The 26,891-nt window shown below is 43.3% G+C and carries 18 protein-coding genes and 30 tRNA genes; 44 read left to right on the top strand and 4 right to left on the bottom strand.

Annotation, left to right across the window (positions count from 1 at the left end; translation table 11 throughout):
* Positions 1 to 208 precede the first annotated feature (208 nt).
* The 25 genes from M3180_RS05890 to M3180_RS05770 all read left to right on the top strand — a co-directional run bounded on the left by M3180_RS05890 (position 209) and on the right by M3180_RS05770 (position 15,765).
* Positions 209 to 284 (top strand) — tRNA-Asn (locus M3180_RS05890).
* A 5-nt stretch (positions 285 to 289) separates the two neighbouring features.
* Positions 290 to 380, top strand: a tRNA-Ser gene (locus M3180_RS05885).
* Positions 381 to 402: 22 nt separating this feature from the next.
* A tRNA-Glu gene (locus tag M3180_RS05880) sits at positions 403 to 477 on the top strand.
* Between the two features lie 5 nt (positions 478 to 482).
* Positions 483 to 558, top strand: a tRNA-Val gene (locus M3180_RS05875).
* An 88-nt stretch (positions 559 to 646) separates the two neighbouring features.
* Positions 647 to 722: transfer RNA gene (locus tag M3180_RS05870), tRNA-Met, on the top strand.
* A 26-nt stretch (positions 723 to 748) separates the two neighbouring features.
* A tRNA-Asp gene (locus tag M3180_RS05865) sits at positions 749 to 825 on the top strand.
* Positions 826 to 839: 14 nt separating this feature from the next.
* Positions 840 to 915, top strand: a tRNA-Phe gene (locus M3180_RS05860).
* A 16-nt stretch (positions 916 to 931) separates the two neighbouring features.
* Positions 932 to 1,007: transfer RNA gene (locus M3180_RS05855), tRNA-Thr, on the top strand.
* 7 nt (positions 1,008 to 1,014) lie between these two features.
* Positions 1,015 to 1,099 (top strand) — tRNA-Tyr (locus tag M3180_RS05850).
* 7 nt (positions 1,100 to 1,106) lie between these two features.
* Positions 1,107 to 1,180 (top strand) — tRNA-Trp (locus tag M3180_RS05845).
* 26 nt (positions 1,181 to 1,206) lie between these two features.
* Positions 1,207 to 1,282, top strand: a tRNA-His gene (locus tag M3180_RS05840).
* Between the two features lie 25 nt (positions 1,283 to 1,307).
* Positions 1,308 to 1,382, top strand: a tRNA-Gln gene (locus M3180_RS05835).
* 5 nt (positions 1,383 to 1,387) lie between these two features.
* A tRNA-Gly gene (locus M3180_RS05830) sits at positions 1,388 to 1,462 on the top strand.
* Positions 1,463 to 1,472: 10 nt separating this feature from the next.
* Positions 1,473 to 1,547, top strand: a tRNA-Cys gene (locus M3180_RS05825).
* A gap of 17 nt (positions 1,548 to 1,564) precedes the next feature.
* Positions 1,565 to 1,641, top strand: a tRNA-Arg gene (locus M3180_RS05820).
* A gap of 52 nt (positions 1,642 to 1,693) precedes the next feature.
* Positions 1,694 to 1,777 (top strand) — tRNA-Leu (locus tag M3180_RS05815).
* Between the two features lie 184 nt (positions 1,778 to 1,961).
* A complete protein-coding gene (locus tag M3180_RS05810; protein WP_251666317.1) occupies positions 1,962 to 3,023 on the top strand; it encodes a GntR family transcriptional regulator in 1,062 nt (353 codons plus the stop codon).
* Positions 3,024 to 3,136: 113 nt separating this feature from the next.
* Positions 3,137 to 4,216: a GntR family transcriptional regulator gene (locus tag M3180_RS05805; protein ID WP_251666316.1), complete on the top strand. Its 1,080-nt coding sequence runs from the start codon at positions 3,137 to 3,139 to the stop codon at positions 4,214 to 4,216.
* Between the two features lie 94 nt (positions 4,217 to 4,310).
* The gene (locus M3180_RS05800; protein ID WP_251666315.1) at positions 4,311 to 5,699 is read left to right on the top strand and encodes an ABC transporter substrate-binding protein; all 1,389 of its coding nucleotides are present in this window, start codon (positions 4,311 to 4,313) and stop codon (positions 5,697 to 5,699) included.
* Positions 5,700 to 5,762: 63 nt separating this feature from the next.
* Positions 5,763 to 6,656, top strand: a complete 894-nt coding sequence (locus tag M3180_RS05795) for a carbohydrate ABC transporter permease (protein ID WP_251666314.1) — start codon at positions 5,763 to 5,765, stop codon at positions 6,654 to 6,656.
* Between the two features lie 12 nt (positions 6,657 to 6,668).
* Positions 6,669 to 7,505 (top strand): carbohydrate ABC transporter permease, encoded by an 837-nt coding sequence (locus M3180_RS05790; RefSeq protein ID WP_251666313.1) that lies wholly within the window; start codon positions 6,669 to 6,671, stop codon positions 7,503 to 7,505.
* A 5-nt stretch (positions 7,506 to 7,510) separates the two neighbouring features.
* Positions 7,511 to 10,012 carry a family 43 glycosylhydrolase gene (locus M3180_RS05785; RefSeq protein ID WP_251666312.1) on the top strand — a complete coding sequence of 834 codons (2,502 nt, stop codon included), beginning with the start codon at positions 7,511 to 7,513 and terminating at the stop codon, positions 10,010 to 10,012.
* 89 nt (positions 10,013 to 10,101) lie between these two features.
* Positions 10,102 to 11,877 (top strand): glycoside hydrolase family 2 protein, encoded by a 1,776-nt coding sequence (locus tag M3180_RS05780; RefSeq protein ID WP_251666311.1) that lies wholly within the window; start codon positions 10,102 to 10,104, stop codon positions 11,875 to 11,877.
* Between the two features lie 481 nt (positions 11,878 to 12,358).
* On the top strand, positions 12,359 to 14,230 hold the full coding sequence (locus M3180_RS05775; protein WP_251666310.1) for an endonuclease MutS2: 1,872 nt from the start codon (positions 12,359 to 12,361) through the stop codon (positions 14,228 to 14,230).
* Positions 14,231 to 14,763: 533 nt separating this feature from the next.
* Positions 14,764 to 15,765, top strand: coding sequence for an acrylyl-CoA reductase family protein (locus M3180_RS05770; protein ID WP_251666374.1), 1,002 nt, complete (start codon positions 14,764 to 14,766; stop codon positions 15,763 to 15,765).
* 102 nt (positions 15,766 to 15,867) lie between these two features.
* On the opposite strand, the gene M3180_RS05765 is transcribed toward M3180_RS05770, so the two are convergent.
* Positions 15,868 to 16,464, bottom strand: coding sequence for a TetR/AcrR family transcriptional regulator (locus tag M3180_RS05765; protein WP_251666309.1), 597 nt, complete (start codon positions 16,462 to 16,464; stop codon positions 15,868 to 15,870).
* A 90-nt stretch (positions 16,465 to 16,554) separates the two neighbouring features.
* Here M3180_RS05765 and M3180_RS05760 point away from each other — a divergent pair, with 90 nt between their 5' ends.
* Entirely contained in the window at positions 16,555 to 17,124 is a 570-nt protein-coding gene (locus tag M3180_RS05760; RefSeq protein ID WP_251666308.1) for a 2TM domain-containing protein, read from the top strand.
* Between the two features lie 57 nt (positions 17,125 to 17,181).
* Here the strand turns inward: M3180_RS05760 and brnQ are convergent, their stop codons facing one another.
* On the bottom strand, positions 17,182 to 18,552 hold the full coding sequence (gene brnQ / locus M3180_RS05755) for a branched-chain amino acid transport system II carrier protein (protein WP_251666307.1): 1,371 nt from the start codon (positions 18,550 to 18,552) through the stop codon (positions 17,182 to 17,184).
* Positions 18,553 to 18,762: 210 nt separating this feature from the next.
* Here brnQ and M3180_RS05750 point away from each other — a divergent pair.
* The 18 genes from M3180_RS05750 (at position 18,763) to M3180_RS05665 (ending at position 24,700) form a co-directional block, all read left to right on the top strand.
* A tRNA-Val gene (locus tag M3180_RS05750) sits at positions 18,763 to 18,838 on the top strand.
* Positions 18,839 to 18,927: 89 nt separating this feature from the next.
* Positions 18,928 to 19,003, top strand: a tRNA-Met gene (locus tag M3180_RS05745).
* Positions 19,004 to 19,049: 46 nt separating this feature from the next.
* Positions 19,050 to 19,125: transfer RNA gene (locus M3180_RS05740), tRNA-Met, on the top strand.
* A 26-nt stretch (positions 19,126 to 19,151) separates the two neighbouring features.
* A tRNA-Asp gene (locus M3180_RS05735) sits at positions 19,152 to 19,228 on the top strand.
* A 16-nt stretch (positions 19,229 to 19,244) separates the two neighbouring features.
* A tRNA-Phe gene (locus M3180_RS05730) sits at positions 19,245 to 19,320 on the top strand.
* A gap of 16 nt (positions 19,321 to 19,336) precedes the next feature.
* Positions 19,337 to 19,412: transfer RNA gene (locus tag M3180_RS05725), tRNA-Thr, on the top strand.
* 7 nt (positions 19,413 to 19,419) lie between these two features.
* Positions 19,420 to 19,504 (top strand) — tRNA-Tyr (locus M3180_RS05720).
* Positions 19,505 to 19,511: 7 nt separating this feature from the next.
* Positions 19,512 to 19,585 (top strand) — tRNA-Trp (locus tag M3180_RS05715).
* 26 nt (positions 19,586 to 19,611) lie between these two features.
* A tRNA-His gene (locus M3180_RS05710) sits at positions 19,612 to 19,687 on the top strand.
* Between the two features lie 25 nt (positions 19,688 to 19,712).
* A tRNA-Gln gene (locus M3180_RS05705) sits at positions 19,713 to 19,787 on the top strand.
* Between the two features lie 5 nt (positions 19,788 to 19,792).
* Positions 19,793 to 19,867 (top strand) — tRNA-Gly (locus M3180_RS05700).
* 10 nt (positions 19,868 to 19,877) lie between these two features.
* Positions 19,878 to 19,952: transfer RNA gene (locus M3180_RS05695), tRNA-Cys, on the top strand.
* 17 nt (positions 19,953 to 19,969) lie between these two features.
* Positions 19,970 to 20,046: transfer RNA gene (locus M3180_RS05690), tRNA-Arg, on the top strand.
* A gap of 52 nt (positions 20,047 to 20,098) precedes the next feature.
* Positions 20,099 to 20,182, top strand: a tRNA-Leu gene (locus M3180_RS05685).
* 647 nt (positions 20,183 to 20,829) lie between these two features.
* Entirely contained in the window at positions 20,830 to 21,396 is a 567-nt protein-coding gene (locus M3180_RS05680) for a hypothetical protein (RefSeq protein WP_251666306.1), read from the top strand.
* 258 nt (positions 21,397 to 21,654) lie between these two features.
* Positions 21,655 to 22,806 carry a type III polyketide synthase gene (locus M3180_RS05675; protein WP_251666305.1) on the top strand — a complete coding sequence of 384 codons (1,152 nt, stop codon included), beginning with the start codon at positions 21,655 to 21,657 and terminating at the stop codon, positions 22,804 to 22,806.
* Positions 22,799 to 23,503: a methyltransferase domain-containing protein gene (locus M3180_RS05670; RefSeq protein WP_251666304.1), complete on the top strand. Its 705-nt coding sequence runs from the start codon at positions 22,799 to 22,801 to the stop codon at positions 23,501 to 23,503. The genes M3180_RS05675 and M3180_RS05670 overlap by 8 nt, the downstream gene beginning before the upstream one ends.
* Before the next feature lie 33 nt (positions 23,504 to 23,536).
* Positions 23,537 to 24,700 (top strand): NAD(P)/FAD-dependent oxidoreductase, encoded by a 1,164-nt coding sequence (locus M3180_RS05665; protein WP_251666303.1) that lies wholly within the window; start codon positions 23,537 to 23,539, stop codon positions 24,698 to 24,700.
* 37 nt (positions 24,701 to 24,737) lie between these two features.
* On the opposite strand, the gene M3180_RS05660 is transcribed toward M3180_RS05665, so the two are convergent.
* Positions 24,738 to 25,241 carry a C40 family peptidase gene (locus M3180_RS05660; RefSeq protein ID WP_251666302.1) on the bottom strand — a complete coding sequence of 168 codons (504 nt, stop codon included), beginning with the start codon at positions 25,239 to 25,241 and terminating at the stop codon, positions 24,738 to 24,740.
* 662 nt (positions 25,242 to 25,903) lie between these two features.
* Complete coding sequence (locus tag M3180_RS05655) at positions 25,904 to 26,572, bottom strand: ArsR/SmtB family transcription factor (RefSeq protein ID WP_251666301.1); 669 nt, start codon at positions 26,570 to 26,572, stop codon at positions 25,904 to 25,906.
* Positions 26,573 to 26,891: the final 319 nt, after the last annotated feature.

Below are 26,891 nucleotides of genomic sequence, written 5' to 3'. Positions count from 1 at the left end.
GTGGAAGTGCAGCAATGCATGGAGCTGACCAGTACTAATCGGTCGAGGGCTTATCCTACAGACTTTGAATACGGAGCGTAAGCGAAGATTCATAAGTCACATCGGAAGCATATGCTTCTGCTTGATTCACCTTTGGAGATTCACAACTTTCATATCCAGTTTTCAAGGTTCAAACCTTGAAAAGCTCAAATATATTTTGAGCATTTGTTCCCTGATAGCTCAGTTGGTAGAGCACTCGACTGTTAATCGAGTTGTCACAGGTTCGAGTCCTGTTCGGGGAGCCATATATGGAGAGCTGTCCGAGTGGTCGAAGGAGCACGATTGGAAATCGTGTATACCCTTATCCGGTATCTAGGGTTCGAATCCCTAGCTCTCCGCCAGATTTATTTCTAAGTAATACAAGGCCCGTTGGTCAAGGGGTTAAGACACCTCCCTTTCACGGAGGTAACAGGGGTTCGAATCCCCTACGGGTCACCAACAATGGAGGATTAGCTCAGCTGGGAGAGCATCTGCCTTACAAGCAGAGGGTCGGCGGTTCGATCCCGTCATCCTCCACCATATAACTATTCCTAAAAAAGTGAAGAAAAGCTAAAGATGCTTATACCGATTACTTTTTCAGGGACCCAATAGTAATATCTTTTAATGACGCGGGGTGGAGCAGTTGGCAGCTCGTCGGGCTCATAACCCGAAGGTCACAGGTTCAAGTCCTGTCCCCGCAACCAATTAAAGAAGTACCGAATTGTTGTACGGAGCTGTGGTGTAGAGGCCTAACATGCCTGCCTGTCACGCAGGAGACCGCGAGTTCGAATCTCGTCAGCTCCGCCATTACAGCAACATTCGGCTCGGTAGCTCAGTCGGTAGAGCAGAGGACTGAAAATCCTCGTGTCGGCGGTTCGATTCCGTCCCGAGCCACCACTAAGCGTTTAGATATGCCGCTTTAGCTCAATTGGTAGAGCAACTGACTTGTAATCAGTAGGTTGGGGGTTCAAGTCCTCTAGGCGGCACCATTTGTATGGGAGATTAGTGAAGTGGCTAAACACGGCAGACTGTAAATCTGCTCTCTACGAGTTCGGTGGTTCGAATCCATCATCTCCCACCATTCCTACAGGGGCATAGTTTAAAGGTAGAACAAAGGTCTCCAAAACCTTTGGTGTGGGTTCGATTCCTGCTGCCCCTGCCAGTGGAATCTTACAACTTATGAATATGGCGGTCGTGGCGAAGGGGTTAACGCACCGGATTGTGGCTCCGGCACTCGTGGGTTCAAGTCCCATCGATCGCCCCATTTAAGTAAAACTTGAGTTAATTGTTGGGGATTAGCCAAGCGGTAAGGCAACGGACTTTGACTCCGTCATTCCAAGGTTCGAATCCTTGATCCCCAGCCATTTATGCGGAAGTGGCTCAGCGGTAGAGCATCGCCTTGCCAAGGCGAGGGTCGCGGGTTCGATTCCCGTCTTCCGCTCCATTCATACATTGGCGCCATAGCCAAGTGGTAAGGCAAAGCTCTGCAAAAGCTTTATTCCCCAGTTCAAATCTGGGTGGCGCCTCCATAATAGATTAATAATGTGCGGCCTTAGCTCAGCTGGATAGAGCGTTTGACTACGAATCAAAAGGTCAGGAGTTCGAATCTCTTAGGCCGCGCCACTTTATGTCATAGATCCAAATTGGTGAGGGCAGGAGTACGCAAGTAACATAAGCCGGTGTGGCGGAATGGCAGACGCGTTCGACTCAAAATCGAATGGGGAGACCCGTGGAGGTTCGAGTCCTCTCACCGGTACCACTATAATAACGGACAGCTCATTAGAGATAATCTCTAATGAGCTTTTTTATAAGTTGTTAGTTTCTAGAATGAAAGTTAAGAAATCATGAGGATATAGTATCAACGAAAAGAAAAATTAGCTATACTAAATATATTCATATTGAGATATACCATAATTGAGATAAGATGAGATGAGGGTTAATGAATGGTTGAGGCATTGTATATGCGTATTAAGCACGATATTATCAACCAAATACAAACTGGCGATCTTAAGCCTGGTGACATGATTGCAACGGAGAAAAATCTCGCCGAGCGTTATGGTGTAAGTCAAATTACATCAAAGCACGCTTTACAATTATTAGCTGCAGAAGGATATGTTGAACGGTTGCGTGGGAAAGGTACTTTTGTCAAAGCTATTCAGCCTGCTACTGACGTTGAAGCTAATGTTGCATACAAGCATACAAACCAGTTCCGTAACACCATCGCGCTTATTCTACCGTCGATGAAAACCAATATTGATCAAAGGCTGCTCGATGGTTTAGAGCGCTATTGTCGTGAGGCAGAGCTGAATGTACTCATAAGTATTTCACGCGAATCGTCGATAGAGGAAAAAAAAGCTATTGAGCGCTTTCGCGAAAGTGGAGTCCAAGGCTTCATCATCTTTCCAGTGGAGCAGGAAAGCTATAGTGATGCTATATTGAGATTAACGCTCGATCGTTATCCTATGGTACTAATCGATCGTTACCTGAAGGAGATAAAGGCTTACAGCGTTAGCTCGGATAATATGGGTGGTGTACATACGGCGATCAGCAAATTATTGCAGCTAGGCCATACACAAATTGCTTATATTAGCCCTGAGATAACGAATACGGCAACAGATGAACGAGCAAAGGGCTATGAACATGCATTTATTGATGTAGGCATGTCTATTGATAAATCATTATGGTGCATGCTGAGCCTGCAAGAAATAGATGCTGGTTTAAGCGAGCAAAAAATTACGCAATTTCTAATGGAGCATCCAGAAATCACCGCTATCTTCACTGTGAACGCTTATCTTGCTGAAATCGTAAAAAAGGTACTCGCTGCTGCAGGCCGAAAAGATATCGTACATAGTACATTTGATGATGTTGATTATGTCTTTTCGTATATTAGGCAGCAAGAAGAGAAGATCTGTCAGGAGTCAGTGAAATTATTACTTGAACAGCTCGAAGGTGTTTATGAGCCTAGACGTGAATATATTGAAGTCATGTACATTGAAAATAAATAAATTTGATAAAATTATTGAAAAGAGAGCGATGCTCTCTTTTTTTATTTGTCTAAATAGTATATAAATATAGTATAAACATATATTTAATATACTTAATATAAAGGTTGTGTACTATGAAGAATTTACCGCTCTATAAGCAAATCCAAGAGGATATTAGAAGATTGATAGCGATAGGCAAGCTGCGAGAGGGTGATCGGATTCCTTCTGAGAAAGAGCTCGCAACTACATACAGAGTAAGTCTTATTACAAGTAAAAATGCACTAATTGGTTTAACCGAAGAAGGCTTGTTAGTAAGAATTCAAGGGAAGGGAACATTTGTAGCAAAACGTACCGAAGAGGCAAACTCTGGAGGAATAGCCGATGATTGGTCGATGATAAATGCAAAAAGCGGTAGAATAGGCCTCATACTGCCTACAATGAAAACGAAGGTTGATCAGCGTTTCTTAGATCATATTGAGAAGTATGCGTCGAAGTATGGTCTCGAGCTGATGCTTCGCATCACGAGGGAGTCGCAAGAGGAGGAATCAGAGGTGATAGCTTCTTTTTTACGACAAGGAGTGGACGGAATCATTATCTTTCCTGTTGAGAATGAGATGTACAATGATTCTATTCTGCGACTATCACTCGATCGCTTTCCGCTTGTTTTAATTGATCGCTTTTTGAAGGAAGTTAAAACGTATAGTGTAAGCTCGGATAATGTAAGAGGAACATATGAAGCGGTATCACACCTGCTAGATAAAGGGCATTCTACCATTGCATTTATATCGCCGGAAATTACAAACTCTGTGACAGATGAGCGCGCGCAAGGCTTTGAGCAGGCTTACTTGCAGCGTGGTTTATCGATTGATAAAAATGTGTGGTGCTTGCTACCGCTGGACAAAATTGTTTCGGGTCAAGCCGAACAGTTGATTTATCAATTTTTAGAGGAGCATCCTTACATTACTGCAGCATTTACTGCCAATACCGAGCTATGCAGCTATACCTATCTTGCTGCGAAGCAGCTGAATAAGCCTGTACCTGAAAGCTTAGAGCTCATAACCTTTGATCCGCCCAATCTTCCAGGCGTATCTTATATTCGTCAAAATGAAGCTGAAATGTGCAGGATTACACTGGAGCTATTACATGAACAGATTTCAGGAAAATACGATCCGCAGCGAATCATTGTACCCGTTACTTTAGTATGGAAAACCTAATTTTATACTGAATTCAATATATAAATTTATGTTAATATACACTATTATTGTTCTAAAGCGCTTTCATTAAATATATAAAGACGAGGGGATAGTTATGAATAAGAGGCTGAAATGGTCAAGTTTGGTTTTACTAGCTACAACGATGTTGGTAACCGCTTGTAGCAACGGTGGTTCAAGTAATCAAGCTGCAAACAACGGTAATAACAATCAAAGCTCCAAACAGACAACTCAGACAGTTTCTGACACAGTCGCTGACAAAGATCCGGTTACGATCGAATTTATGGGACATGGTAACCCAAATGAAAAAAGCATTTTCGAAAAGCTTATTGCTTCATTTGAAGAAAAATATCCGCATGTCACTGTAAAATATACCTCGGTGCCGCCAGGTGAATATTCTCAAAAGCTAACGACGCTCATTAGCTCAGGTAAAGCACCGGATGTGTTTTATGTAGGTGGCTCAGAATTCTATCGATTCGCTGAGGCGGGAACGGTATTGAATGTACAGCCTTATTTGGATGAAACGGATTTATTTGATCCAGACAATGTTTGGTCTCAAGCGTTAGACCGATATCGCTATGATGGGGCAAAGGTTGGATCGGGTGATCTTTATGGCTTGCCTAAAGATGTAGGACCATGGGCATTTGTCTACAATAAGGATTTATTCGATGACAAGGGCATTACACCGCCTTCAGCTGTAGCTGGTGAATGGACATGGGATGATCTGCTAGACGCTGCTAAGCAGTTAACGGTCGATGAGAATGGTGATGGAAAGCCTGAACAATACGGTGTAGCCGCATATAGTCTGGAGTCAGCTGTATGGGCGAACGGTGGCAATTTTATCGATTATGATACAGGACAGGTGCTGGTGAACGAGCAAGCGTTCTACGATGCGATGCAATTTGTCGCAGACTTAACATTAGTCCACGGGGTGAGCCCGAATGTCGAAGCCGAGCAATCAATGAACGGCTATACACGTTTCTTGAATGGTCAATTGGCGATGTTTGCGATGGGGCCGTGGGATCAACCGGCATTCTGGGAGCTGCCATTTAACTGGGATATTGCGGCATGGCCAGCCAGTCCAACAACGGGAGAGACAGCAACATGGCTTGGATCGATGGGCTTCGCGATTTCTAATAAATCAAAGCACCCACAAGAGGCATTTGACTTAGCTGCATTTTTGTCACTCGATGAGTATGGTCAGCGCCAAAACTATGAGCTGGGGCAAGCGGTACCGAATTTGATCGATTTGTCTAAAGGGGAGTTTTTAGCAAGTGATAAAGCTCCGGCTAGTCGACAAGTATTCCTCGACATCATTGAGGATTACGGACGTCCCGATGTACCAGCCTTTTCAAAGGATACACAATGGATTGATTTATTCTGGCAGCAAGCAAGCCGCGTATGGAATGGTGAAGTATCAGCACAGCAATTTACAGCAGAAATTCAACCGAAGATGCAAGAGCTTTATGATAAATTCAATAAATAATTAGACATCAGGAGTGACAGCCGTTTACTCGCTGTCGCTCCTTTTCGATTCGAGGTGAATGAAGTGAATATAAAGCTGAACGGTTATCGCAAAAAAGAGCTTGCTTGGCTGTATTTGTTTGTAGCTCCTCCAGTGCTGGGCTTTTTAATTTTTGGTTTAACGCCTATGCTGTTTTCAATCTTTATTAGCTTTCAGAAATGGGATATGATCTCAACGCCATCGTGGGTTGGGTTCGAGAATTATATTGAGCTTTTCAAGGACGAGAAGGTGTTCAAATCTCTATTTAATACGGTTTATCTGATGATCGGAATTCCCATCGGTATGGCGCTATCCTTATTGCTCGCCATCCTGATGAATCGTTCAATTAAAGGGATTTCATTCTTAAGAACGATGTACTACTTGCCTGTTATCTCTCCAATTATCGCTGTCTCCTTATTGTGGCAGTGGATATTGAACCAAGATTACGGCTTGCTCAATCATGTTTTGTGGAACTGGTTCGGCATTAAAGGTCCCAACTGGCTGGGCGATGCAGCTTGGGTAAAGCCTTCTTTAATACTGATTGGGCTGTGGGGCGGACTTGGCGGAAACATGGTCTTATATTTGGCGGGACTGCAATCGGTATCATCTACTTATTATGAAGCAGCAGAAATTGACGGGGCGAACGGCTGGCAAAAATTTATGAGAATTACGCTACCGTTACTATCACCTATTCATTTCTTTGTATTAGTTATGGGGATTATTGGAGCCTTTCAATCGTTCAGCCAGATCTATGTGCTAGCTGTAGACGGTGGACCTGAATATAGCGGAGCAACAATCGTTTATTATATATTCCAGCATGCATTTAAGTATTTTAATATGGGCTTTGCAAGTGCTGCTGCTTGGCTGCTTGGTATATTGATATTTATCGTTACACTCATTCAGTTCAAATTTGCCGATCGTTGGGTGTATCAAGACTAAAGGGGTGTCAGGATGAAATACAAAAAAATGGCCGACTACTGGGCGTTGCTGCTGCTTTTTGCGGGCTTGATCTTCATGATTGCCCCATTTATCTGGACGCTATCCACATCATTAAAAGCACAGCGCAATGTGTTCGAAATTCCTCCTAAGTGGATTCCTGATCCAATGAACTTTAGCAATTATGTGGAGGTTTGGCGGCAAGCGCCCCTGCTTAATGGCTTTGCTAACAGTTTAATTATTGTTGTCGTTGTATTAACGATTGGCTTGCTCGTAGCTGCAATGAGTGCCTATGCCTTCGGGAAGTTTGAATTTCCCTTTAAGGGTGCGTTATTTCTCGGCTTGCTTGGTACGATGATGATTCCTTATTCAGTCGTAATGATTCCTCAGTTTATCGGATTCTCATGGTTAGACTGGGTAGACACACTGCTGCCGTTAATTGTACCCGGACTGTTCGGGAATATTGTCGTTATCTTCTTCATTCGTCAATTTATTTCTAGTGCGCTACCCAATGATTTGATTGAAGCAGCAAAAATTGATGGCTGCAGCTTTCCAAGGATCTTTTGGTCTATCGCTCTCCCGGTTATGAAGCCTGCACTTGCAGCTCAAGCTGCCTTAGGCTTTATGGGAATATGGAATGATTTTCTCGGTCCGCTTATTTATTTGCACACACCTGAGAAACAAACAATTCAAGTTCTAATCGCTTCGATGCAAGCTTTATATATCGGTCAATCCAATTATCCGATTATTATGGCAGCAGCAATTATCGCGATGGTACCAGTTATTATAGTATTCTTTTTCTGCCAACGTTACTTTATTGAATCGCTGGCGATAAGCGGTATTAAGGGATGATCTCGATGAGAGCTTACTTTAACGGAAAATGGGTAGCGGTGTTCGTGGCGTTAGTAACAGTACTGGTGCTTGTAAGCTGTACAAAGTTAGAAAAAGCGGAGGTGCTTAATTTGGACAATTATTCAAGCAGCTACGCCAATCCCTTCCCTAGCTTGGAACAGGAATGGGACGATTATGGCAATGGCGATCCTTTCGTTATGAGATATAACGGTCAATATTACTTGTATGTAAGCACGAAGGATCATCGCACGGGTATTAAAGCGTGGCGCTCGAACAATTTAGTGGATTGGACGTATATTGGCTTGGTAGCCGATGATGCAGAGTCTACAGGAGCCTATGCACCTGAGGTTGTTTACTGGAATGGTAAGTTTTATCTATACACATCTCCTGCTGGAAACGGGCATTACGTATACGAGAGCGATTTACCGGAGGGTCCCTTCAAGCGCGTCACAGAAAATCTTGGAATGAGCATCGATGGCTCTGTATTTATCGATGATGATGGACAATGGTATTTCACTCATGCAGGCACTTCAGGCATCGTTGGCATGAGTATGCCTTCACCTACGGAGTTTGATAACGGTCAAGTCATCTCAGGTGCATACCTTGGTCATTGGACGGAAGGCTCCATGATTATTAAGCGTAATGGATTGTATTACATGACACTCACAGGCAATCATGTGTTTAGTAAAGGCTATCGAATTCATTACACAGTTGCGGAGCAATCACCGCTTGGCCCATATACTATGCCTCAGAACAATCTGATCGCGGTTCATACAGAGGGTGATTTTTACGGTCTAGGTCACAGCTCGACGGTACTCGGTCCCGATATGGATTCCTACTATTTGGTCTATCACAATTTATTAGGTAGCTCTGCAGAAGGACCTCCCGTGCGTTCGATGAATATAGACAGACTTGTTTTCAATGGCAGCAAAATGGATCTGCTAGGGCCTACTAACTTCAAGCAGCCTGTGCCGCGTATGCCTGAGCTGGCTGCTCACCTTGATGAGTCCATAGACGAGGCACTATGGCGTGTTCAATCTAGTGAAAACGAGGAAATGATTATAAGCCTTCAATCAACAAATGAAGTATTTACTGCTGAATACAACTTTTCGCTGGATGAGCTAGCAGAGCAAGGTGTGCTAGAGCTTATATTTAATTATAGCGATGCGAGCAATTATGACGCCGTAGTTTTACTGCCTCATCAGCAAAAGCTAGCTGTAGCAAGCATTCGAGATGGCTCCGCAGCTGAGCTTGGGAAGCGAGACTTACTGCCTGATATAGATTGGACCGTATTGCATGCGATACGTATTGCACAACACGAGCATGGCCTGGATGTGTATTGGGATGGGGTGCAGCTAATGAGCCTGAACGGTGAACAGATTACAGCAATGGGTACGACTGGCGGTGCTATTGGCTATCTATATGAGGGCTTGAAGCCAACGTTACATTATACGGCTTTTGCCAATGCTGCTGCAGGTTCTAGTGATTATGATGTACTTAAGCCAATACCCGGTACAATTGAGGGAATACATTACTTGCAAGGCGAGAAGCACGGCTTTTATGTGACGGATAAGGGCAAGCAGTCGCCGATCCGTACTACAGATGGTGTCCATATTGAAGAGACAGGCTTGGGCGATTATGCTGTGCAGCTTAATAGCAGTAAAGACTGGCTACGTTATGGTGTGAATGTTTCAGAAGCTGGCGACTATATGGCGACTATGACGGTGCCTTCATCGCATGAAGATGTTGAGCTCGAATTAATCGTGGATGATGAGCAGGTAAGCCGATTTAAGCTACAAGCGCTGCATAGTGATGCATCGCTGCATGATTCGGATAGTCCACAGTCGTGGAGAAACTTAGGTCTAGGTACGATTAAGCTGGAGCAGGGCTATCACACCATTACGATTCGGGTAGTGAAGGGTAAGCTAACGTGGTCGAACATGAGCTTTGTAACCGTAAATACGGAGGAATATTCTATCGATCGATTACTAGAGCAATCCACAGCTGAGGACATGCATGGTGAGTGGAGAATAAATAGCGGATGGCATAGCGGATTAAACGATCAGCAGGATGTGAAGCTGTATGGTGGCAGCACAGGCTGGAGTGATTACCGCATTAGAACTACAGTCAGATTGGGTGATGATGCTTCGGGTAATGCCGGCGTGCTGTTAAGAGTTACGAATGAGTCGGATTTTCCTCATCAGGTTACTGATGCGTTAAGCGGCTATTATGTCGCTGTAACGCCAACCAAGCTAGAGTTATATAAGCTTAATTATGATGCGGTAATGCTTCATGCTGAAAAGATAAAGCTGCCGAGAAATGAGGAAGTTTCATTAACTATAGAGGCAGTGGCTGAGACGATAACCGTTCAGGTGGATGGCCATGAAGTATTTTCTTATACGGATGAACATCCGTTTTTAGTAGGAAAGCTAGGATTACGCTCACAATTCTCAAAGGATATAGAGCTGACGGATTTGGAAGTTCAATCTGTGACTTCTAATGAATAGAATCAAACTTAAAGGTATGAAAGCATTGCACATGCATCTGCATCTGCACGGACAAATACCGATAACTATATAACAATGAGGTGGACATAATGGAACATAAATATATTGAACAATACCCCAGACCGCAATTTGTGCGTGATGCATGGCTAAGCTTGGATGGTGCATGGAATTTTCGTTTTGATGATCAAAGGCAAGGTAAATCGGAGCAATGGTACAAGAAATTGCCGCAGCCACAGTCAATTATCGTGCCGTTCACGTATGAAACGAAAGCAAGTGGGATAGGTGATGAAAGTCTACATAGCTGCATCTGGTATGAACGCAGCTTTAAGGTACCCGAAACACATCGTAACCAACGCATTATCTTGCATTTTCAAGCAGTAGATTATAAAGCAACAGTGTGGATAAATGGTGTAATGGCAGGTTCGCATGAAGGAGGTTATTCTGCTTTTTCATTTGATATCACAGACAATGTTAGCTTCGAACAAGAAAATATCGTAACTGTGCAGGTTGAGGATCATGTTTCTAGAACACAGCCTCGCGGAAAGCAACGCTGGATTAAAGATAACTTCGGATGCTGGTATGTACAAACAACGGGCATATGGCAATCGGTATGGCTCGAATTCGTTGCGCAAGCATACGTGGAAAAAGTAAGAATGACACCTGATATTGATACTTCATCTATTGCGTTTGATTACTATATGCAGGGACTGGAGCGCTACTCACCACATAGCCTGCAGCTTTCGGTTAACATTTGGCTGCATGGTAAGCTCGTTCGGCAGTTTACGCATGCTGCGGAAGAGCAGCTAAGCTATACTTACGATATTTCAAGCCCTCAGGCTGGTGAATGGCAAATTGCTCTGTGGCATCCTGAACATCCTAATTTGTATGATGTCGAGATAATACTGCGTAATGAAGATACGGTGCTAGATCGTGTCTATACGTATTTTGGAATGCGTAAAATATCTACGTATCAGGGTAACATTCTGCTTAACAATGTACCTATTGAGCAACGACTGATACTCGATCAAGGCTATTGGACAGATACGCATCTGACGCCGCCTTCTGAACAGGCACTAATTGATGATATCGATAAAACATTACAGATGGGTTTCAATGGGGTACGTAAGCACCAAAAGCTTGAAGACCCACGCTATATGTATTGGTGCGACCGAAAAGGTGTACTGCTCTGGTCAGAGATGGCATCTACTTATCAATTCAATGAGCAGGCGGTTACTGCTTTTACGAAGGAATGGCTGGAAATTGTTGAGCAGCATTACAATCATCCGTGCATCGTTACATGGGTGCCATTTAATGAATCGTGGGGCATTTCTAACATCTTAACCAATCGGAAGCAGCAGCAGTTTACGGAAGGAATCTATCATTTGACAAAAAGCATCGACGATACAAGACTAGTCATCGTTAATGATGGCTGGGAGCATACGATTTCTGATGTAATTACGTTGCATGATTATGAGGAGAGCGGTGAGGAGTTCAGCGCACGCTATGCAGATAAGGAAGCGGTGCTATCTAATGCAATTAGCTTTAATAAGCATAAATTTGCTTTGGCGCAGGGCTATCGCTACAATGGACAGCCAATTATGATTAGTGAGTATGGCGGTATTGCTTTTAACAGTGAACAAGGCTGGGGCTACGGTAATCAGGTTTCTTCGGAGCAGGAGTTTATCGAGCGCTATCATCGTATTACTCAAGCGATTAAGGAAACACCATATGTATCTGGCTACTGCTATACCCAAATTACTGATGTGCAGCAGGAAGTGAATGGCTTACTCAAGGAAAACCGCGAACCTAAACTGCCACTTGAGACAATCAAAGCGATTAACCTAGGAAAATATGAGAGCAAGTAATTGAGTAACATATAAGTAGTTAAGTATCATCATATGTGAGGTTAACTGTACGTTATTAGGCAACCAGTTTCCGATATTTAAGCGGAGACTGGTTGTTCTGCATAGTATTTGTTTGAAATTTACCATTTACTGTAGTATGATGAAAGCATATGTATTAAAGGGGAGAAATTGATGTCTGTTATCGTTCTTAACTAATTAATTTCATATTCGAAGTATTGTAAGATCCTGGAAGGCCATTGCCGAATATGCATGGTTTATTTCTTCATGGAGCTTTCGTACTTCCGAATTAGTTAAGAACAACGGATATAATCGAAGCCTTAGAGCCGACTTTATTGTTTCCTACAACACATCCGTGCTGTCTTCAGTGCGGTTTTTTTGTGTTTAGGTGTGGATGATGGACGGTTTATTAAGGGCAGGGATGACGTATGTTCATTCCTGCCCTTTTTTTGTTGTGAATTAATCGATACAAAGGAGAATGAAAATGAACAATGTAAGCTATAAAAAGTTAGAATATGACAAAATTAAAGATCAGCTGATTTCATTTACAATGTCACAAGGCGGCAGAGTATTGGCAGAGCAGCATGAGCCTAGTACAGATGAGGCTGTCGTAAAAGAGTGGCTAACCGAAACAGCGGAGGCTGCTGCGCTGCTCCAAGCTGGAACGAGTGTACCATTATCTGCTATGGAGGGGATTATACCTTTTCTAACTCATTTGGGTAATGGAGAAATATGCACGGAAAGAGAGCTTGAACAGCTCGCTGCTTGGCTCAGCTCGGTCGCTCATATGAAACGATTTATGAATGAAAAGCGTCCGCTTGCGCCAACGATTAGTGTTTACGCTGACTCTCTGCACGATTGTCCAGCTATACGTGAGCAAGTGCAACACTGTATTCGAAATGGCAAGCTGACGGATCAGGCAAGTAAAGCTCTAGCTGATGCTAGAAGACAGATTGCATTAATCGATACGAAAATTGAACGCAAGGTAAGTCAAACACTGACTAAGTATAAGAATGCGCTGCAGGAGCAGTTAGTTAGCCGGAGAAATGGTCATTATGTTCTTCCGGTTAAACGAGAGTATCGGAAGTTGGTGCCGGGGACAATTTGGGATGAATCGGCAAGTGGCCAGACCATTTTTATAGAGCCTCATGATGTAGGCGAGCTGCACATTGAGATGCAGATGTGGAAGGGGGAAGAGGAAAAGGAAAGAATGATTGTGCTGTCCGAGCTGACAGAGATGGTGGAGGATAAAGCCGCATCGTTAAGAGGTAATCTGGAAGTGATGTCCGTCTTTGACTTTATCTTTGCTCGAGCGAAGCTATCACGCTCATGGGATGGGATACACGTCAGATTATCTGCGCACCCCGTTATCAAGCTCGTTAATGCAAAGCATCCTCTTCTAGGAAAGGAATGCAAGCCTATTAACGTATCACTTGGCTGGCAATGGAGACAGCTTATTATTACAGGTCCTAATGCTGGTGGCAAAACAATAACACTTAAGACGATTGGGCTGCTAGCACTTGCGGTACAATCAGGCTTGCTGATTCCCGCAGAGGAAGGTACGGTGTTTGGCATCTTTGAGCATGTACTAGCAGATGTAGGAGACGGTCAAAGTATTGAGCATTCGCTTAGTACCTTTTCAGCTCATATGGCAACAGTGAAAGAGATGCTAGATGTAGCAAGCAATCGCTCACTGCTCCTTCTAGACGAATTAGCTGCAGGAACAGATCCAGGAGAAGGTATCGCTCTATCGATCGCATTGCTGGAGGAGTTTATGCGGCGTGAGTCACTCGTTACGGCAACAACCCATTTTAACGAGATCAAGCGATACGCCGCGCGGACACCAGGCTGCGAGAATGCTCGCATAGCTTTTGATCCAGCAACGCTGCGCTCCTTATATCGATTAGAGATCGGTGAAGCGGGAGATAGCTTTGCCTTCGCAATTGCTCGACGCTTTGGTTTGCCAGAGAACGTGGTCGCTAGAGCTGAGCAGCGGGTGTTAACAGGGGAAGTTAATTCGAGCGAGGAATCGCAGCATAGTGAATGCATAACAGCATTTGTTCCATTATCTGAGGAGGATGCGGAAGAAGTAAAAAGCAGTAGCGAAGTAATGCATTCCCGTCTTGAGGGCAATCATGATAAGGACGATAAGAATGAAATACAGCACGGTGAGCATAAAGCAAAGAACGGTGAGCGCGTTCAGCGAGCAACGGAGGCAGGAGATGAAGTGTGGATTCCGATGCTCCAATGCATGGGAACGCTAGAGCAGGCACCGAACGATAAAGTCGGAGCTGTGGTTGTGGTGAATGGGAAGAGGTTGATGCTCAACAGCGATCAAATAACAAGGAAGAGGTAATTCAAATATCCAACTTTGATGACGAAGTATTTTCGTTGTAACGTAATCGACGTTGAATCTTGGACGCTAGCGACAACTCTGCTGCTCACGTACCCACTACGTACGCTGCGCTGCTCGTTGTCTACTAGCGTGCAAGCTTCTTGGTCCTGAAAGCCGAATATTAGAATCTTTATTGTAAGAGGTAATTCAAATATCCAACTTTGATGACGATGTAATTTCGTTGTAGCGTAATCGACGTCGAATCTTGGACGCTAGCGACAACTCTGCTGCTCACGTACCCACTACGTACGCTGCGCTGCTCGTTGTCTACTAACGTTCAAGCTTCTTGGTCCTGAACGCCGAATATTTGAATCTATAATTGGAAGAGGTAATTCAAATATCCAACTTTGATGACGATGTAATTTCGTTGTAGCGTAATCGACGTCGAATCTCATCTCATTGATGATGTGAAACTCAGCACATATAATGTAAGAAGATGAAGCAATATTTGTACAGCTATTCATACGAGGACGATAGGAGGATTCCTGATGCAAATGAATGAAAGCTTTAATGCGCTTGTTGTCAATAAAGAGGATCAATTCTCAGTAGCGGTTAAAAAGCTATCGCTGAATGATCTACCGCAAGGTGAAGTCGTTATACGGGTAGCCTACTCAGGAGTCAATTATAAGGATGGGTTAGCTGGCATTCCCAATGGGCAAATTGTAAAGCAATATCCGTTTGTACCTGGTATTGATTTAGCAGGTACAGTATTGGCGTCTAGTGATCCTCGTTTCTACAAGGGGCAAAAGGTATTAGCTACTGGCTTTGGATTAGGCGTTTCGCATTTTGGCGGGTTCAGTGAACTCGCTCGTGTGCCAGCAAATTGGCTTACACCGCTCCCTGCTGGCTTAACAATGAAAGAAGCGATGATTGTCGGAACAGCTGGCTTTACTGCAGCGATATCGATTGAGCAGCTTGAGAAGCAAGGAGTTGAACCAGATAAAGGTGAAGTGCTCGTGACAGGTGCTACCGGAGGAGTAGGTGGTCATGCGATCGCAATGCTCTCTGCGAAGGGCTATTCTGTTATAGCTAGCACTGGAAGCCATGAGCAGGCGGCTGATTATTTAACAAAGCTAGGTGCCCAAGAAATTATTCCACGCATAGAGGGGCTATACGATGGCAATAAGCCTCTTCAATCAGCAAACTGGCAAGCAGCAATTGATCCAGTTGGCGGTCCTGCACTAGCGATTATCTTAAGTAAAATAGCATATGGAGGCAGTGTAGCATTAAGCGGCTTGACCGGCGGCATTAATATTCCGGCAACCGTTATGCCGTTTATATTAAGAGGTGTAAATCTGCTTGGTATTGATTCAGTAAACTACCCAGCTGAAAAAAGGCCGATGCTATGGGAAAGAATAGCTACTGATTTGCGACCAGCAGCCTTCGACGCCTTAGTGGACCGTGAGATTGAGCTAAAGCAATTGCCTGAAGCGTTAACGGATATATTGCATTCCCGCTCGATCGGCAGAATATTGGTTTCCATTCATCCAGAATAGCCACAAGGATAAGTTTGAATAAATGATTAAAAGCAGGGAGCTCTCAACAATTATTGAATGATTGTTGAGAGCTCCCTGTTTTTTTTGCATTACAGAAGAGTTTCATTTGCAAAGGGATTGAAGATGGTAGTGTAAGGTTTGTAGCATTGCTTCTTGGGTAAATTGCTCAGGATTTAACAAGTGATGCACAGCCATTCCATCGACTAGAGCATGAAGCCTGTTAGCCTCCATCTCTAGATCGAGCCCATCCTTCGCAATATTTAATCGTTGCAGAGTATGTATGGCTTTTTTTAAGCCTTGATGCATATCCAAGTAAACCTTATTGCTTAACTCCCGCAGCGTATTGTCGACAAGAACCTTGGCAGAAAAAGCTAACCACACCTCCATTTCTATCTTTCGCTCTTCATCGACGGGGAGTACTTCACATACCCCTTCAGTCACCAATTCTAATGGTGTCTTTTTTTCATTTATTGCCTTAGAGGTAATCCGTTCAATGACTCGTTCTGAAACCAGCTCCATCGAAAAACGCAGCAAATCTGACTGTGATGCAAAATAGTGTCTAAGTGCACCAACGGAGAGTCCGGTAGCCTGTGCAATTTTTCTTACGGTAGCTTGTTCGATTCCTTCTTCTACAATAACTTTCCACGTAGCTTCTGCAATTTCAATTTTACGTTTATCGTGATCAACAATTTTTGGCATAAATTTATTATAACACACTTGTATTATATAAACCATTCTGATACTATTTAGTACGAATGTATTAAATAAAATTATAAGGATGTGTTTCCATTGATCGGTTGGTTAATTGTAGCTTGTGAAATTGGGTTCTGGGTGTTTGTGTTAGCTGGACTAGTATCTAGATATATATGGAAGAAAAAGATGCTAAGTACGTTTCTGCTTGTTTGTACACCAATCATCGATCTTATTTTGCTAGTTGTAACTGTCATGGACTTAAAGAATGGGGCAATAGCCACTACCTTGCATGGTATTGCTGCGGTGTACATTGGAGCTAGTATAGGCTTTGGTCATCAGATGATTAAATGGGCGGATGACCGCTTTAATTATCGATTCGGGAATGGTCGAAAACCAGTGAAGATAAAATACGGGGAAGCTCGTGCGAGAAATGAACGTAAGGGATGGTATAGACATTTATTATCCTGGCTCATTAGTGGCGGAATTGTTGTGGCCATTATTCTATATATAAACGACACATCACAGACTCAAGCTTTGCTCAATATTATGCAGTTTTGGTCTATGTTTTTGGTTCTTGATTTTCTGATCAGCTTTAGTTATACGCTGTTTCCCAAAAAGCCTAACAAAATAGAGGGGGATGCGAAAGATGGGCAAGAACTTAGATGATAAAACAAGGAGCATATTGACGCTTTTATGCTGTCGATATGCTCCTTGGGGGCATTATTATTTAAGGATAGGTTGATCATCAATGTGTTCATTACGCTCTCTGGAGGCTGGCCATATGATACCGATCAATACGCCGACAACTGCAGGTATAATCCAGCCCAATCCTATATCGTACAACGGCAGAATAGCGTTATAGGCTTCATCTACGTAAGCAATCAGATCCGTAATATATGGAAGCTTAAGCTTTGAGCTCGCCAGTCCTTCAATCAAGCTCACTACAAAGGTGAACGCTAGACTGAAACCATACACCTGCTTCTTACCTTTAAAGAGCGGGTGAAGAAACGTTAGGAAGATGAGCACGATAGCTAGTGGGTACAGGATCGAGAGTACAGGCACTGAAATTTCAATTAACTCATTCAATCCAACATTGGCAAGTAATGTGCTGACGATTCCTAGAAGGAGAACAAAGGTCTTATACGAAACCTTAGGTGCAAGCTTATGAAGAAAGCTACTGCACGAGGTTGTTAAACCTATGCTTGTCGTTAAGCAGGCGAGGATGACGATGACGCCAAGAATGATTCCACCAAATTTACCGAAATAATAATCAGATACTTTAGCTAATACTTCGCCTCCGTTGCTCAAATGTCCTAATTCCCCTACACTCGTTGCACCAATATAAGTTATTACGGTATAGATCAGGGCTAAAATAACTGCTGATATAATCGCTGCTTTCGATCCTACAATTAGAAGTTGCTTTCTCGAATTCGCGCCACGATCCCTAATTGCATTAATAACGATAATGCCAAACACGAAGGCAGCCAGCGTATCCATTGTAAGATAGCCCTCTTGGAACCCGTTAAAAAATGAATGCGATTGGTAGCTTTCTATAGGCTGTTCATATGTACCCATTGGCTTGATTAATGCGACTAACGATAATATGACAATAAACAATATAAGAAGCGGTGTAAGCCATTTCCCTACAATATCTATCATCTTGGAAGGGTTCAAAGAAAACAGACAGGTGATTGTAAAAAATATGATGGTGAACAACAAGAGCGCAAGATCTCCGTACTGTTCATCTATAAATGGCTTAATGCCAATTTCATATGAAACACTGCCAGTACGCGGCATCGCAAAAAGAGGTCCAATCGTTAAATATAGAACGGTTGTATAGACATAACCGAATACTGGATTCACATGACTAGCTAAGGAAAGTAGATCTTGTTTGCCAGAAAAGCTGAAGGCAATGACAGCCAGCAGAGGCAAGCCGACTCCTGTCGTTAGAAAGCCTAAAGTCGCATACCAGAACTCCGTTCCAGCAGATTGTCCAAGCATAGCAGGAAACACCAGATTCCCTGCTCCAAAGAATAAAGCAAAAAGCATAAGGCCGATTAAAACGGTGTCTTTCGTTGAGATTGTTTTATCCATATCGATTCTCCTGTTGCATCAGTTAGGGGATGTTAAAGCTGTGCTGTAGTAATATTAATTATGTTCTTTGCCTCCCTTAACAATACAGTATTATAGTAATTTCTCATAAGCACAGCAGCTATTATATCAGAAAAATAAGATCTTTGCTTGACATTTCAAACAAAGGCGTGTTATATTATTTAAGTCACTCCAAACGAGTGGGTTACATACGGAGGATTAGCTCAGCTGGGAGAGCATCTGCCTTACAAGCAGAGGGTCGGCGGTTCGATCCCGTCATCCTCCACCATATGACTATGGTTTTTATCAGTCCTCGAAAAAAAAAGTAGTCGGGATAGTCGGCACTGAGAAAGGTCGCTTTTCGAGGAATTATATTGACGCGGGGTGGAGCAGTTGGCAGCTCGTCGGGCTCATAACCCGAAGGTCACAGGTTCAAGTCCTGTCCCCGCAACCAAATAAGAATTACCGATTTGTTGTGGGAATTTATGGACCCAAAATGACGCGGGGTGGAGCAGTTGGCAGCTCGTCGGGCTCATAACCCGAAGGTCACAGGTTCAAGTCCTGTCCCCGCAACCAATTAAAGAAGTACCGAATTGTTGTACGGAGCTGTGGTGTAGAGGCCTAACATGCCTGCCTGTCACGCAGGAGACCGCGAGTTCGAATCTCGTCAGCTCCGCCATTTTCTGGCAACATTCGGCTCGGTAGCTCAGTCGGTAGAGCAGAGGACTGAAAATCCTCGTGTCGGCGGTTCGATTCCGTCCCGAGCCACCACTAAGCGTTTAGATATGCCGCTTTAGCTCAATTGGTAGAGCAACTGACTTGTAATCAGTAGGTTGGGGGTTCAAGTCCTCTAGGCGGCACCATTTTTATGGGAGATTAGTGAAGTGGCTAAACACGGCAGACTGTAAATCTGCTCTCTACGAGTTCGGTGGTTCGAATCCATCATCTCCCACCATTCCTACAGGGGCATAGTTTAAAGGTAGAACAAAGGTCTCCAAAACCTTTGGTGTGGGTTCGATTCCTGCTGCCCCTGCCAGTGGAATCTTACAACTTATGAATATGGCGGTCGTGGCGAAGGGGTTAACGCACCGGATTGTGGCTCCGGCACTCGTGGGTTCAAGTCCCATCGATCGCCCCATTTAAGTAAAACTTGAGTTAATTGTTGGGGATTAGCCAAGCGGTAAGGCAACGGACTTTGACTCCGTCATTCCAAGGTTCGAATCCTTGATCCCCAGCCATTTATGCGGAAGTGGCTCAGCGGTAGAGCATCGCCTTGCCAAGGCGAGGGTCGCGGGTTCGATTCCCGTCTTCCGCTCCATTCATACATTGGCGCCATAGCCAAGTGGTAAGGCAAAGCTCTGCAAAAGCTTTATTCCCCAGTTCAAATCTGGGTGGCGCCTCCATAATAGATTGATAATGTGCGGCCTTAGCTCAGCTGGATAGAGCGTTTGACTACGAATCAAAAGGTCAGGAGTTCGAATCTCTTAGGCCGCGCCACTTTATGTCATAGATCCAAATTGGTGAGGGCAGGAGTACGCAAGTAACATAAGCCGGTGTGGCGGAATGGCAGACGCGTTCGACTCAAAATCGAATGGGGAGACCCGTGGAGGTTCGAGTCCTCTCACCGGTACCATCTTACAATGAACAGCTCATTAGAGAATTTCTCTGATGGGCTTTTTTTGTTTTTTAAAGCTGGGTTTATTGTGTTTGCAGAGCAGACTTTGGGGCTATATTCAAAATGTTAGTTAAAAGCAAAGTGGCATAACGATGCCGAAGCATGACGCTCGATAACAATATGGAGCTCTGCACTCTAAATTTTCGATCAATCGATGCCGTCCGCCAGTTAGATAAAAGCTGAGGCGCAATTGAAAGATGAACTTATCAATAATATTCACAAATCGTAATATCAGTTACCTAGCACTTGCACATCCACTAGTATAGCCATATAAGTGTTTATAAATCTATGTAATATATTGGTTTTAATTACAGTGTTATTGAAGAAAGCGAGTTTTTCTATAATGGTGTGAGATACGAAGTCTTAGCAGTAGGTGTACTTGATGGAACAGAATACATTATTGGTCATGAGAATGTCTATGATTATAGTGTATTAGAGACATTTGGATACACATTTAATACTGAAGCTGTAAAATGGCTGAAAATATAGTTAAACAGAGAGAGAACGGTCTTATTGTAAATTTCAATAATGAAATATTATACGATCAACGGAATATTGGAATTGATAAATATGAATGTTGATAAATATGAATGGAGGAAGTTTGAATGTCAATAATAAAAGGAAAAGGCAAATATTTGATGGCGGCAGTTTGTTTAATTGTATTTACTGTAATTTTTATTCGTTTAGCCCAAAGTGGTTATGCCCAGTCGACTCATAAAACATATCTTGAACTTGTAAAAGAAGATAAGTTATATTACAATGAACATCCTTCATTTGAAGATGAGTTACGGGATGCGCCTGAATCAGCAAAGAAGCAACTTGATAGTTGGGAACGAGCAGTAGCTAGATTGAAAGGAAGATTACCTGTTGAGGATTGGAAATTAATTAGCAGTGGGGATATTGATCTTCACTTTACTAATTTTTTGCCTTCACAAGAAGTGGCTACATTTAACTCAGTTTTTTATGGTGATGAGAGAAAGGCAGCATTGGAAATAGGCGATTTATTTCCAGGTGCTTTAATTAGTCCAAATCAGGATCAGGTTATTTTATTATGGGAAAAGGGAGATGGAAGTACTGCCTATATTCAAATGGATTCGAAAACTGATTTAGATGGAAATAGAACATGGGATTTAAATGGTAAGGCTAATATTATTGAGAAAAATGTCAAGTAGTTTCGATAACTGCGAATGTATCAAAGTTGATCTTCTGCTTTGGAGATCAACTTTGATAGTCTTTAAGAAACAGGCTACATGCGAGACCGCAAGAAGAAGCGCATAAGCAAACATCACCCAAAACACCCTAGCGGTGTTTTTCTTTTTTTAGCACATTGTTTTGGAATTTCCATCATATTACAGCAATAGTCCGAATATGTTGGTTTAAATCGGGCTTGTCTGTCCGAAAATGGATAATGTGAGAGGTGGCTGTACGATATGAATGCTACAAATCCAAAGATTGCAATACTGGGAATTGGCACGGCAGTACCGGAATATCGGCTGAACCAGGCGGATACTGCGCAACGTTTAAGTGAGGCGCTAAGAGACAACACGGACTCCGCGCGTTGGGCGAAAAGACTGTTCAAGCAATGCGGTGTGGAGAATCGCTATACCTGTGAGCCTAATTTGCTGGAAAAAGCTGAAGACTGCCGTTACTTCTCGCAACAATCTCTTCAAGCAGTTCCAACTACAGCTGAGCGAATGGCCATCTACAAGCGTGAATCGGTACCGTTGGCGCTTCGTGCTGCAAGAAATGCACTGCACGATGGACAAGCCGATGTCTCGGAAATTAGTCATCTGATTACGGTGAGCTGCACTGGCCAATTTCTGCCGGGCATGGATACCCAGCTCGTACAACAGCTTGGGCTTGCTCCTGATGTCAAGAGAATTCCACTTAATTTTCTAGGTTGTGCGGCGGGACTTCGAGCGGTGTGCCTCGCTAAAGAATTGGCAGCTCATCAGCATAACGCGAAAGTGTTGATCGTCAGTGTAGAGCTATGCACACTTCATATTCAGCCATCCAGTAAACGCGAGGATTTATTTGGCGCTTCCTTCTTTGGCGATGGAGCTTCGGCTTGTGTTGTCGGACATGCATCGGAGGAAGAGAGTGGCGGTCACTTTTTATTAGGCAATGATCATTCGGTTGTGCTCCAAGGCGGTGCCGAAGAAATGGTGTGGGAGGTAGGCAATTTCGGCTTTGATCTGTATCTATCGACAACGATTCCGAAGCTGATCGGCCAATTTGTCCCAGAACAGATATCCACTCTATGCGGTGATGAGCCGATTGATCTATGGGCTATTCACCCTGGAGGCAGAGGAATTATCGAGAAGCTTGCGGATGTATACGGATTATCCGACGAGCAGACAAGACCGAGTCGCACCATTCTGCGTGATTACGGAAATATGTCATCGGCAACCATATTGTTCGTGCTGGAGGAGATGAAGCGCGAACTGGAAGGGGCAAAGAAAGAGATGAGAAGCGGCATTGCACTAGCTTTTGGTCCCGGTCTCACCTGTGAAATGATCCAAATTAAATATGTTCCGGGCGTACAGTCGGAATTGCGGGAGATGGATGAGGCTTATGTTTAAGAAGCTGCGGCATCGAGCGCTTGAGGATGAGCTGATGGATGATTTTTCAATGGGGGGAGCCGAGCTGCGAGAAGCTTTGCAGCAGCTCAGAGTCATTAATCGGATATTTCAGGCAGCAGGACCTGTGAAATATGGTGTGCAGCAATTGTGGCAGGAAGCTGGCAAACCCGATCATCTATCTATTCTCGATATTGGAGCAGGGTCAGGCGATGTAAATCGACTTCTACTTCGCTGGGCGAGTGCCAACGGAATAGAAATAAAGCTGACATTAGCGGATCGAACAGAAGAAGCTTGCGAGGAGGCAAAGCAGCTTTTTCGCGATGAACCGCGCGTCGAGGTTCTGCAATGCAACTTGTACGATCTACAGACCGATAGCTTCGATATTGTAACAGGTTCGCAGTTCGTTCATCATTTCAGCCCCGATGAACTGCCAAGTGTTGTAGGAAGTATGCTGCATGCATCAAGAACCGGTGTCGTCATTAATGATATTCATCGGCACTGGATTCCTTGGTTAGCTGTATGGCTGACAGCACGTCTGATCTCCACGAATCGATATATTCGCAATGACGCTCCCCTGTCTGTAGCCAAAGGATTTCGATCCGAGGACTGGAGACATTTAAAGGCCGCGCTTGGTGCTCCTGATATGGCATACTGCTGGAGACCGTTGTTCCGATATGCGGTTATTATTAAAAAATGAGTTAAAATCTTAGATTTATCGGAGTGATTCGTTATGTATGCGCATGATGTGGCCATAATCGGAGCGGGAATTGCCGGCAGCACTTTAGCCAAGTCTTTAGCCGACAGTGGCTGGAATACGATCCTGTTTGAACGTAAGAAATTTCCCCGTCATAAAGTATGCGGTGAATTTTTGTCACCAGAAGCCAAAAGCATGCTTGACTCACTCGGAGTAAGCGAGCTTATCCAATCACTTCGGCCCAGCTTAATTGAACGTTCTCGTCTCATCTTCAGCCATGGGGATGTGCTGGAAGCGCCTTTAGCAAGCCATGCCTTAGGAGTTAGCCGTTATTCGCTCGATGCCGCGCTGCTGACTTCTGCACAGCTTGCGGGCGTACATGTGCAGATGGGATCAGCAGTAACAGCTGTCACTCCCGCGAATGAAGGCTTCATCATCCAGGCGAAGCAAGGGACGGAAACGGTCTCCTATAAAGTTCGAACAGTTATTGCCGCATGGGGTGCTAACGGGCGTATGCCAGGCACAACGTTATATTCTGCGCGTTCCAACCGAATAGAGACGAGTAATCCATATGTTGGTGTCAAATCTCATGTTGCTGGAATTACAACGGATGCAGCGGTAGAGCTTTATTTTTTTGAAGGCGGCTATCTAGGCATAGCTCCAGTGGAGGATGGGGTGTTCAATGTCTCAGCATTGCTGCGGCAGAAAGCTTTTCAGCATAAGCCCAAAACGATACAAGGCTGGATAGACGCGGCTTGCAACAGAAACTCGCAGCTGCAACACAAGCTTTCCAATGCTGTGCCGATCGAGGGTACTCAAGCAGCCGTCGCCCCGGTTCAGTTAAGCCGTAAGCCGCTAGTCTGGAATGGCTATCCCCAAGTCGGAGATGCTGGACTTATGATTCCGCCGTTATGTGGGGATGGGATGTCAATGGCGCTACGCTCTGCGTTAATGTGTGCTTCGCTTGCAGATCGTTATTTAAGCGGTCAGATTTCGCATGATCAATGGCGACACCACTATGAACGATTCATTGAACAGCAGTTGAAAGGTCCAAGGCAGTGGGGGAGGTTGCTGCAATGGATGATTGAAGCACCTGTCCTGCCGCGTCTGCTCGTACCATGCGTCCGTTTCACTCCCGGATTAATGCAAAGGCTGATTAAAAAAACAAGATTAAAGGACGTGCCGCTCGATGTTCAATGAGCTTCACGTCCTTTTGGATTTGTTAGTACTTCATAATTTATTTCAATACGCGACGAGCAGTTACATACGTTTTATCCCATGAGCTGCCTTTAAAAGTTGAGATCGTTACGCCAACTTTTTTGCTGTACGTATGAAGAAGTTTGTTATTACCCATGTATATGCTTACATGGTTGATGACACCGTCACGATTCGTATCAGAGAAGATCAAGTCGCCTGCTTTTAAATTCGATTTCGATACATACTTGCCTACTTTCGATTGTTGTCTTGAGTTTCTCGGAAGAGAGATGCCGTTCTTTTTGAAGACGTATTGTGTAAAGGATGAGCAATCAAATGCAGATGTAATACCTGATTTTGCTCCAAATACATAAGGAACGCCGAGATATTTTTTACCTGTAGCGATAACACTGCTTGCAGAGCTGCTTGTCGCCGCATATGCTGTATTTGTATTAGATGGAGTTGCTGATATTCCGCTAAAAGCAACAGTTAAGCAGACCCCAGCAACAGTGATGATTTTTATTAGAGAGCTTTTATTCATTTTCATAGTAGTAATCCTCCTGGTGACTGAAATATATTGTATTACTTGGCTTGTCCTGAAAGTAATAACAGTATATCACAGAAAAAAATACCGCTATTTACCTGTATTAAATGAAAGCTTTATCATACTTGATAAATGAGAAGGTTATTAGAATTCAATGAAAGAATATTAATTTTAGGAGGGTTGACAGCGTTTTCTATCATTTTGCACTTAGATTGGAGGTTGAATATTGAACATCATGATTATATTTTTATCTTTTATCGTTTCAACGATATTATCTGTTGTAGTAATGAGGAATAAGAAAAGTAGGTGGTTAGCTGTGTCTTTTGCTCTAATGATCAACGTAATCATTTTGGTAGCAGCCTATTGGTTATTCTTCAATGCAGATAAGGAGTCACAATTGTTTGGCATTGATTTTCATGATAGATATTTATTATTGGTATTTATACCTGTAAACTCGTACTTAAACTATATCATCCTCTTGTTTGCTAAAAATATATATTCGAAAATGTAAATTTATCGGTCATCTCATGGGAGATGGATTTATCTGATGAGTTTTTTTTGTGTTTGTTACGTTCTATTAAAAAAAACGATCGCATGTCGGTAAATACCGGAATGCGATCGCGTATAGGTTCTTGGCAAGAAGCCTTTATTTCCATCTGTATTGACTAGAGAGTAAAATGTTCCTGCCATTCATAGATACCCTCATCCATACGATAGGCATTAAATCCTTTAGCCTTCAATTTTTTTGCTGCGATTGCAGAGTATACACAAAGTGGCCCTCTGCAATAAGCAATAATTTCAGCATTTTGGGGTAACTGTTGCATGTAGTGCTCCAGTTCTTCCATTGGTACTGATATAGCCCCTTCAATATGACTAATCTCAAACTCTTCTTTTGGACGTACATCTAAAAGGAATATAGATTCTGTGTTTAACTTCTCCCTAACTTCGTCCATCGTTAACGTTTGAATATTATCTAGATCATGTAAAAAGTCACTTTTAAGTCTTGCGATATCTGGAAGTTGCTTTTCGCTTATTCTCCATAAGGAAGCAAGTAAGTCAACAATAGCCGGGTCAGCTAATGAATAGATAACATGGGTACCTTTCTTTGTGAATTTCACAAGCTTGGCATCCAATAAAACTTGAAGGTGACGAGAGACGTTAGCAAAATTCATTCCCGAGGAAGTCGTTAATTTCTCCACTGTTTTCGATCCTTGGGATAATAAACTAAGAATTTCCAAACGCTTATCACTCGAAAGGCATTTCCCGATTCTTGATAACTGTCTATATAGTTCTTCTTTTAAAGTATTTGCGGAATCCAGCATACTATCATTCATAATGAATATCCCTCGATTCTAAAAAAAACTAATGGAACACAATAGGTCTGGGCGCCTTTTGTGTTCAAACTAATCACCTAAAATAAAGGCTGAGAGTTACTTAATAGTCTACTGGAAGAAGTTCAATTATTCAATTGATTAAATCAATTGGACAAAAAACTGCGAATGGATGCGACCAAGTATTGAAGTTTTTCCATTGATGAAGGCTAATGTAGCGTGCTATAACATACTGAAGGCAAAAACAAGATTCCACGTTATGCTGAATATGATTATGTTATGAGGTTAGCTTGACGGATATTAAGTTTAATTCTATAATTCA

Source organism: Paenibacillus camelliae (assembly GCF_023715345.1).
Classification (GTDB): Bacteria; Bacillota; Bacilli; order Paenibacillales; family Paenibacillaceae; genus Pristimantibacillus; species Pristimantibacillus camelliae.
The sequence above is the reverse complement of the archived record's forward strand: the minus strand, read 5'-3'. Positions and strand labels throughout refer to the sequence as shown.

Excerpts from the sequence above, each read along its gene's own strand:
- M3180_RS05810 (WP_251666317.1), top strand. The coding sequence starts at position 1,962 with ATGGTTGAGGCATTGTATATGCGTATTAAGCACGATATTATCAACCAA.
- M3180_RS05805 (WP_251666316.1), top strand. The coding sequence starts at position 3,137 with ATGAAGAATTTACCGCTCTATAAGCAAATCCAAGAGGATATTAGAAGA.
- M3180_RS05800 (WP_251666315.1), top strand. The coding sequence starts at position 4,311 with ATGAATAAGAGGCTGAAATGGTCAAGTTTGGTTTTACTAGCTACAACG.
- M3180_RS05790 (WP_251666313.1), top strand. The coding sequence starts at position 6,669 with ATGAAATACAAAAAAATGGCCGACTACTGGGCGTTGCTGCTGCTTTTT.
- M3180_RS05785 (WP_251666312.1), top strand. The coding sequence starts at position 7,511 with ATGAGAGCTTACTTTAACGGAAAATGGGTAGCGGTGTTCGTGGCGTTA.
- M3180_RS05780 (WP_251666311.1), top strand. The coding sequence starts at position 10,102 with ATGGAACATAAATATATTGAACAATACCCCAGACCGCAATTTGTGCGT.
- M3180_RS05775 (WP_251666310.1), top strand. The coding sequence starts at position 12,359 with ATGAACAATGTAAGCTATAAAAAGTTAGAATATGACAAAATTAAAGAT.
- M3180_RS05770 (WP_251666374.1), top strand. The coding sequence starts at position 14,764 with ATGAATGAAAGCTTTAATGCGCTTGTTGTCAATAAAGAGGATCAATTC.
- M3180_RS05765 (WP_251666309.1), bottom strand. The coding sequence starts at position 16,464 with ATGCCAAAAATTGTTGATCACGATAAACGTAAAATTGAAATTGCAGAA.
- brnQ (WP_251666307.1), bottom strand. The coding sequence starts at position 18,552 with ATGGATAAAACAATCTCAACGAAAGACACCGTTTTAATCGGCCTTATG.
- M3180_RS05680 (WP_251666306.1), top strand. The coding sequence starts at position 20,830 with ATGTCAATAATAAAAGGAAAAGGCAAATATTTGATGGCGGCAGTTTGT.
- M3180_RS05675 (WP_251666305.1), top strand. The coding sequence starts at position 21,655 with ATGAATGCTACAAATCCAAAGATTGCAATACTGGGAATTGGCACGGCA.
- M3180_RS05670 (WP_251666304.1), top strand. The coding sequence starts at position 22,799 with ATGTTTAAGAAGCTGCGGCATCGAGCGCTTGAGGATGAGCTGATGGAT.
- M3180_RS05665 (WP_251666303.1), top strand. The coding sequence starts at position 23,537 with ATGTATGCGCATGATGTGGCCATAATCGGAGCGGGAATTGCCGGCAGC.
- M3180_RS05660 (WP_251666302.1), bottom strand. The coding sequence starts at position 25,241 with ATGAAAATGAATAAAAGCTCTCTAATAAAAATCATCACTGTTGCTGGG.
- M3180_RS05655 (WP_251666301.1), bottom strand. The coding sequence starts at position 26,572 with ATGAATGATAGTATGCTGGATTCCGCAAATACTTTAAAAGAAGAACTA.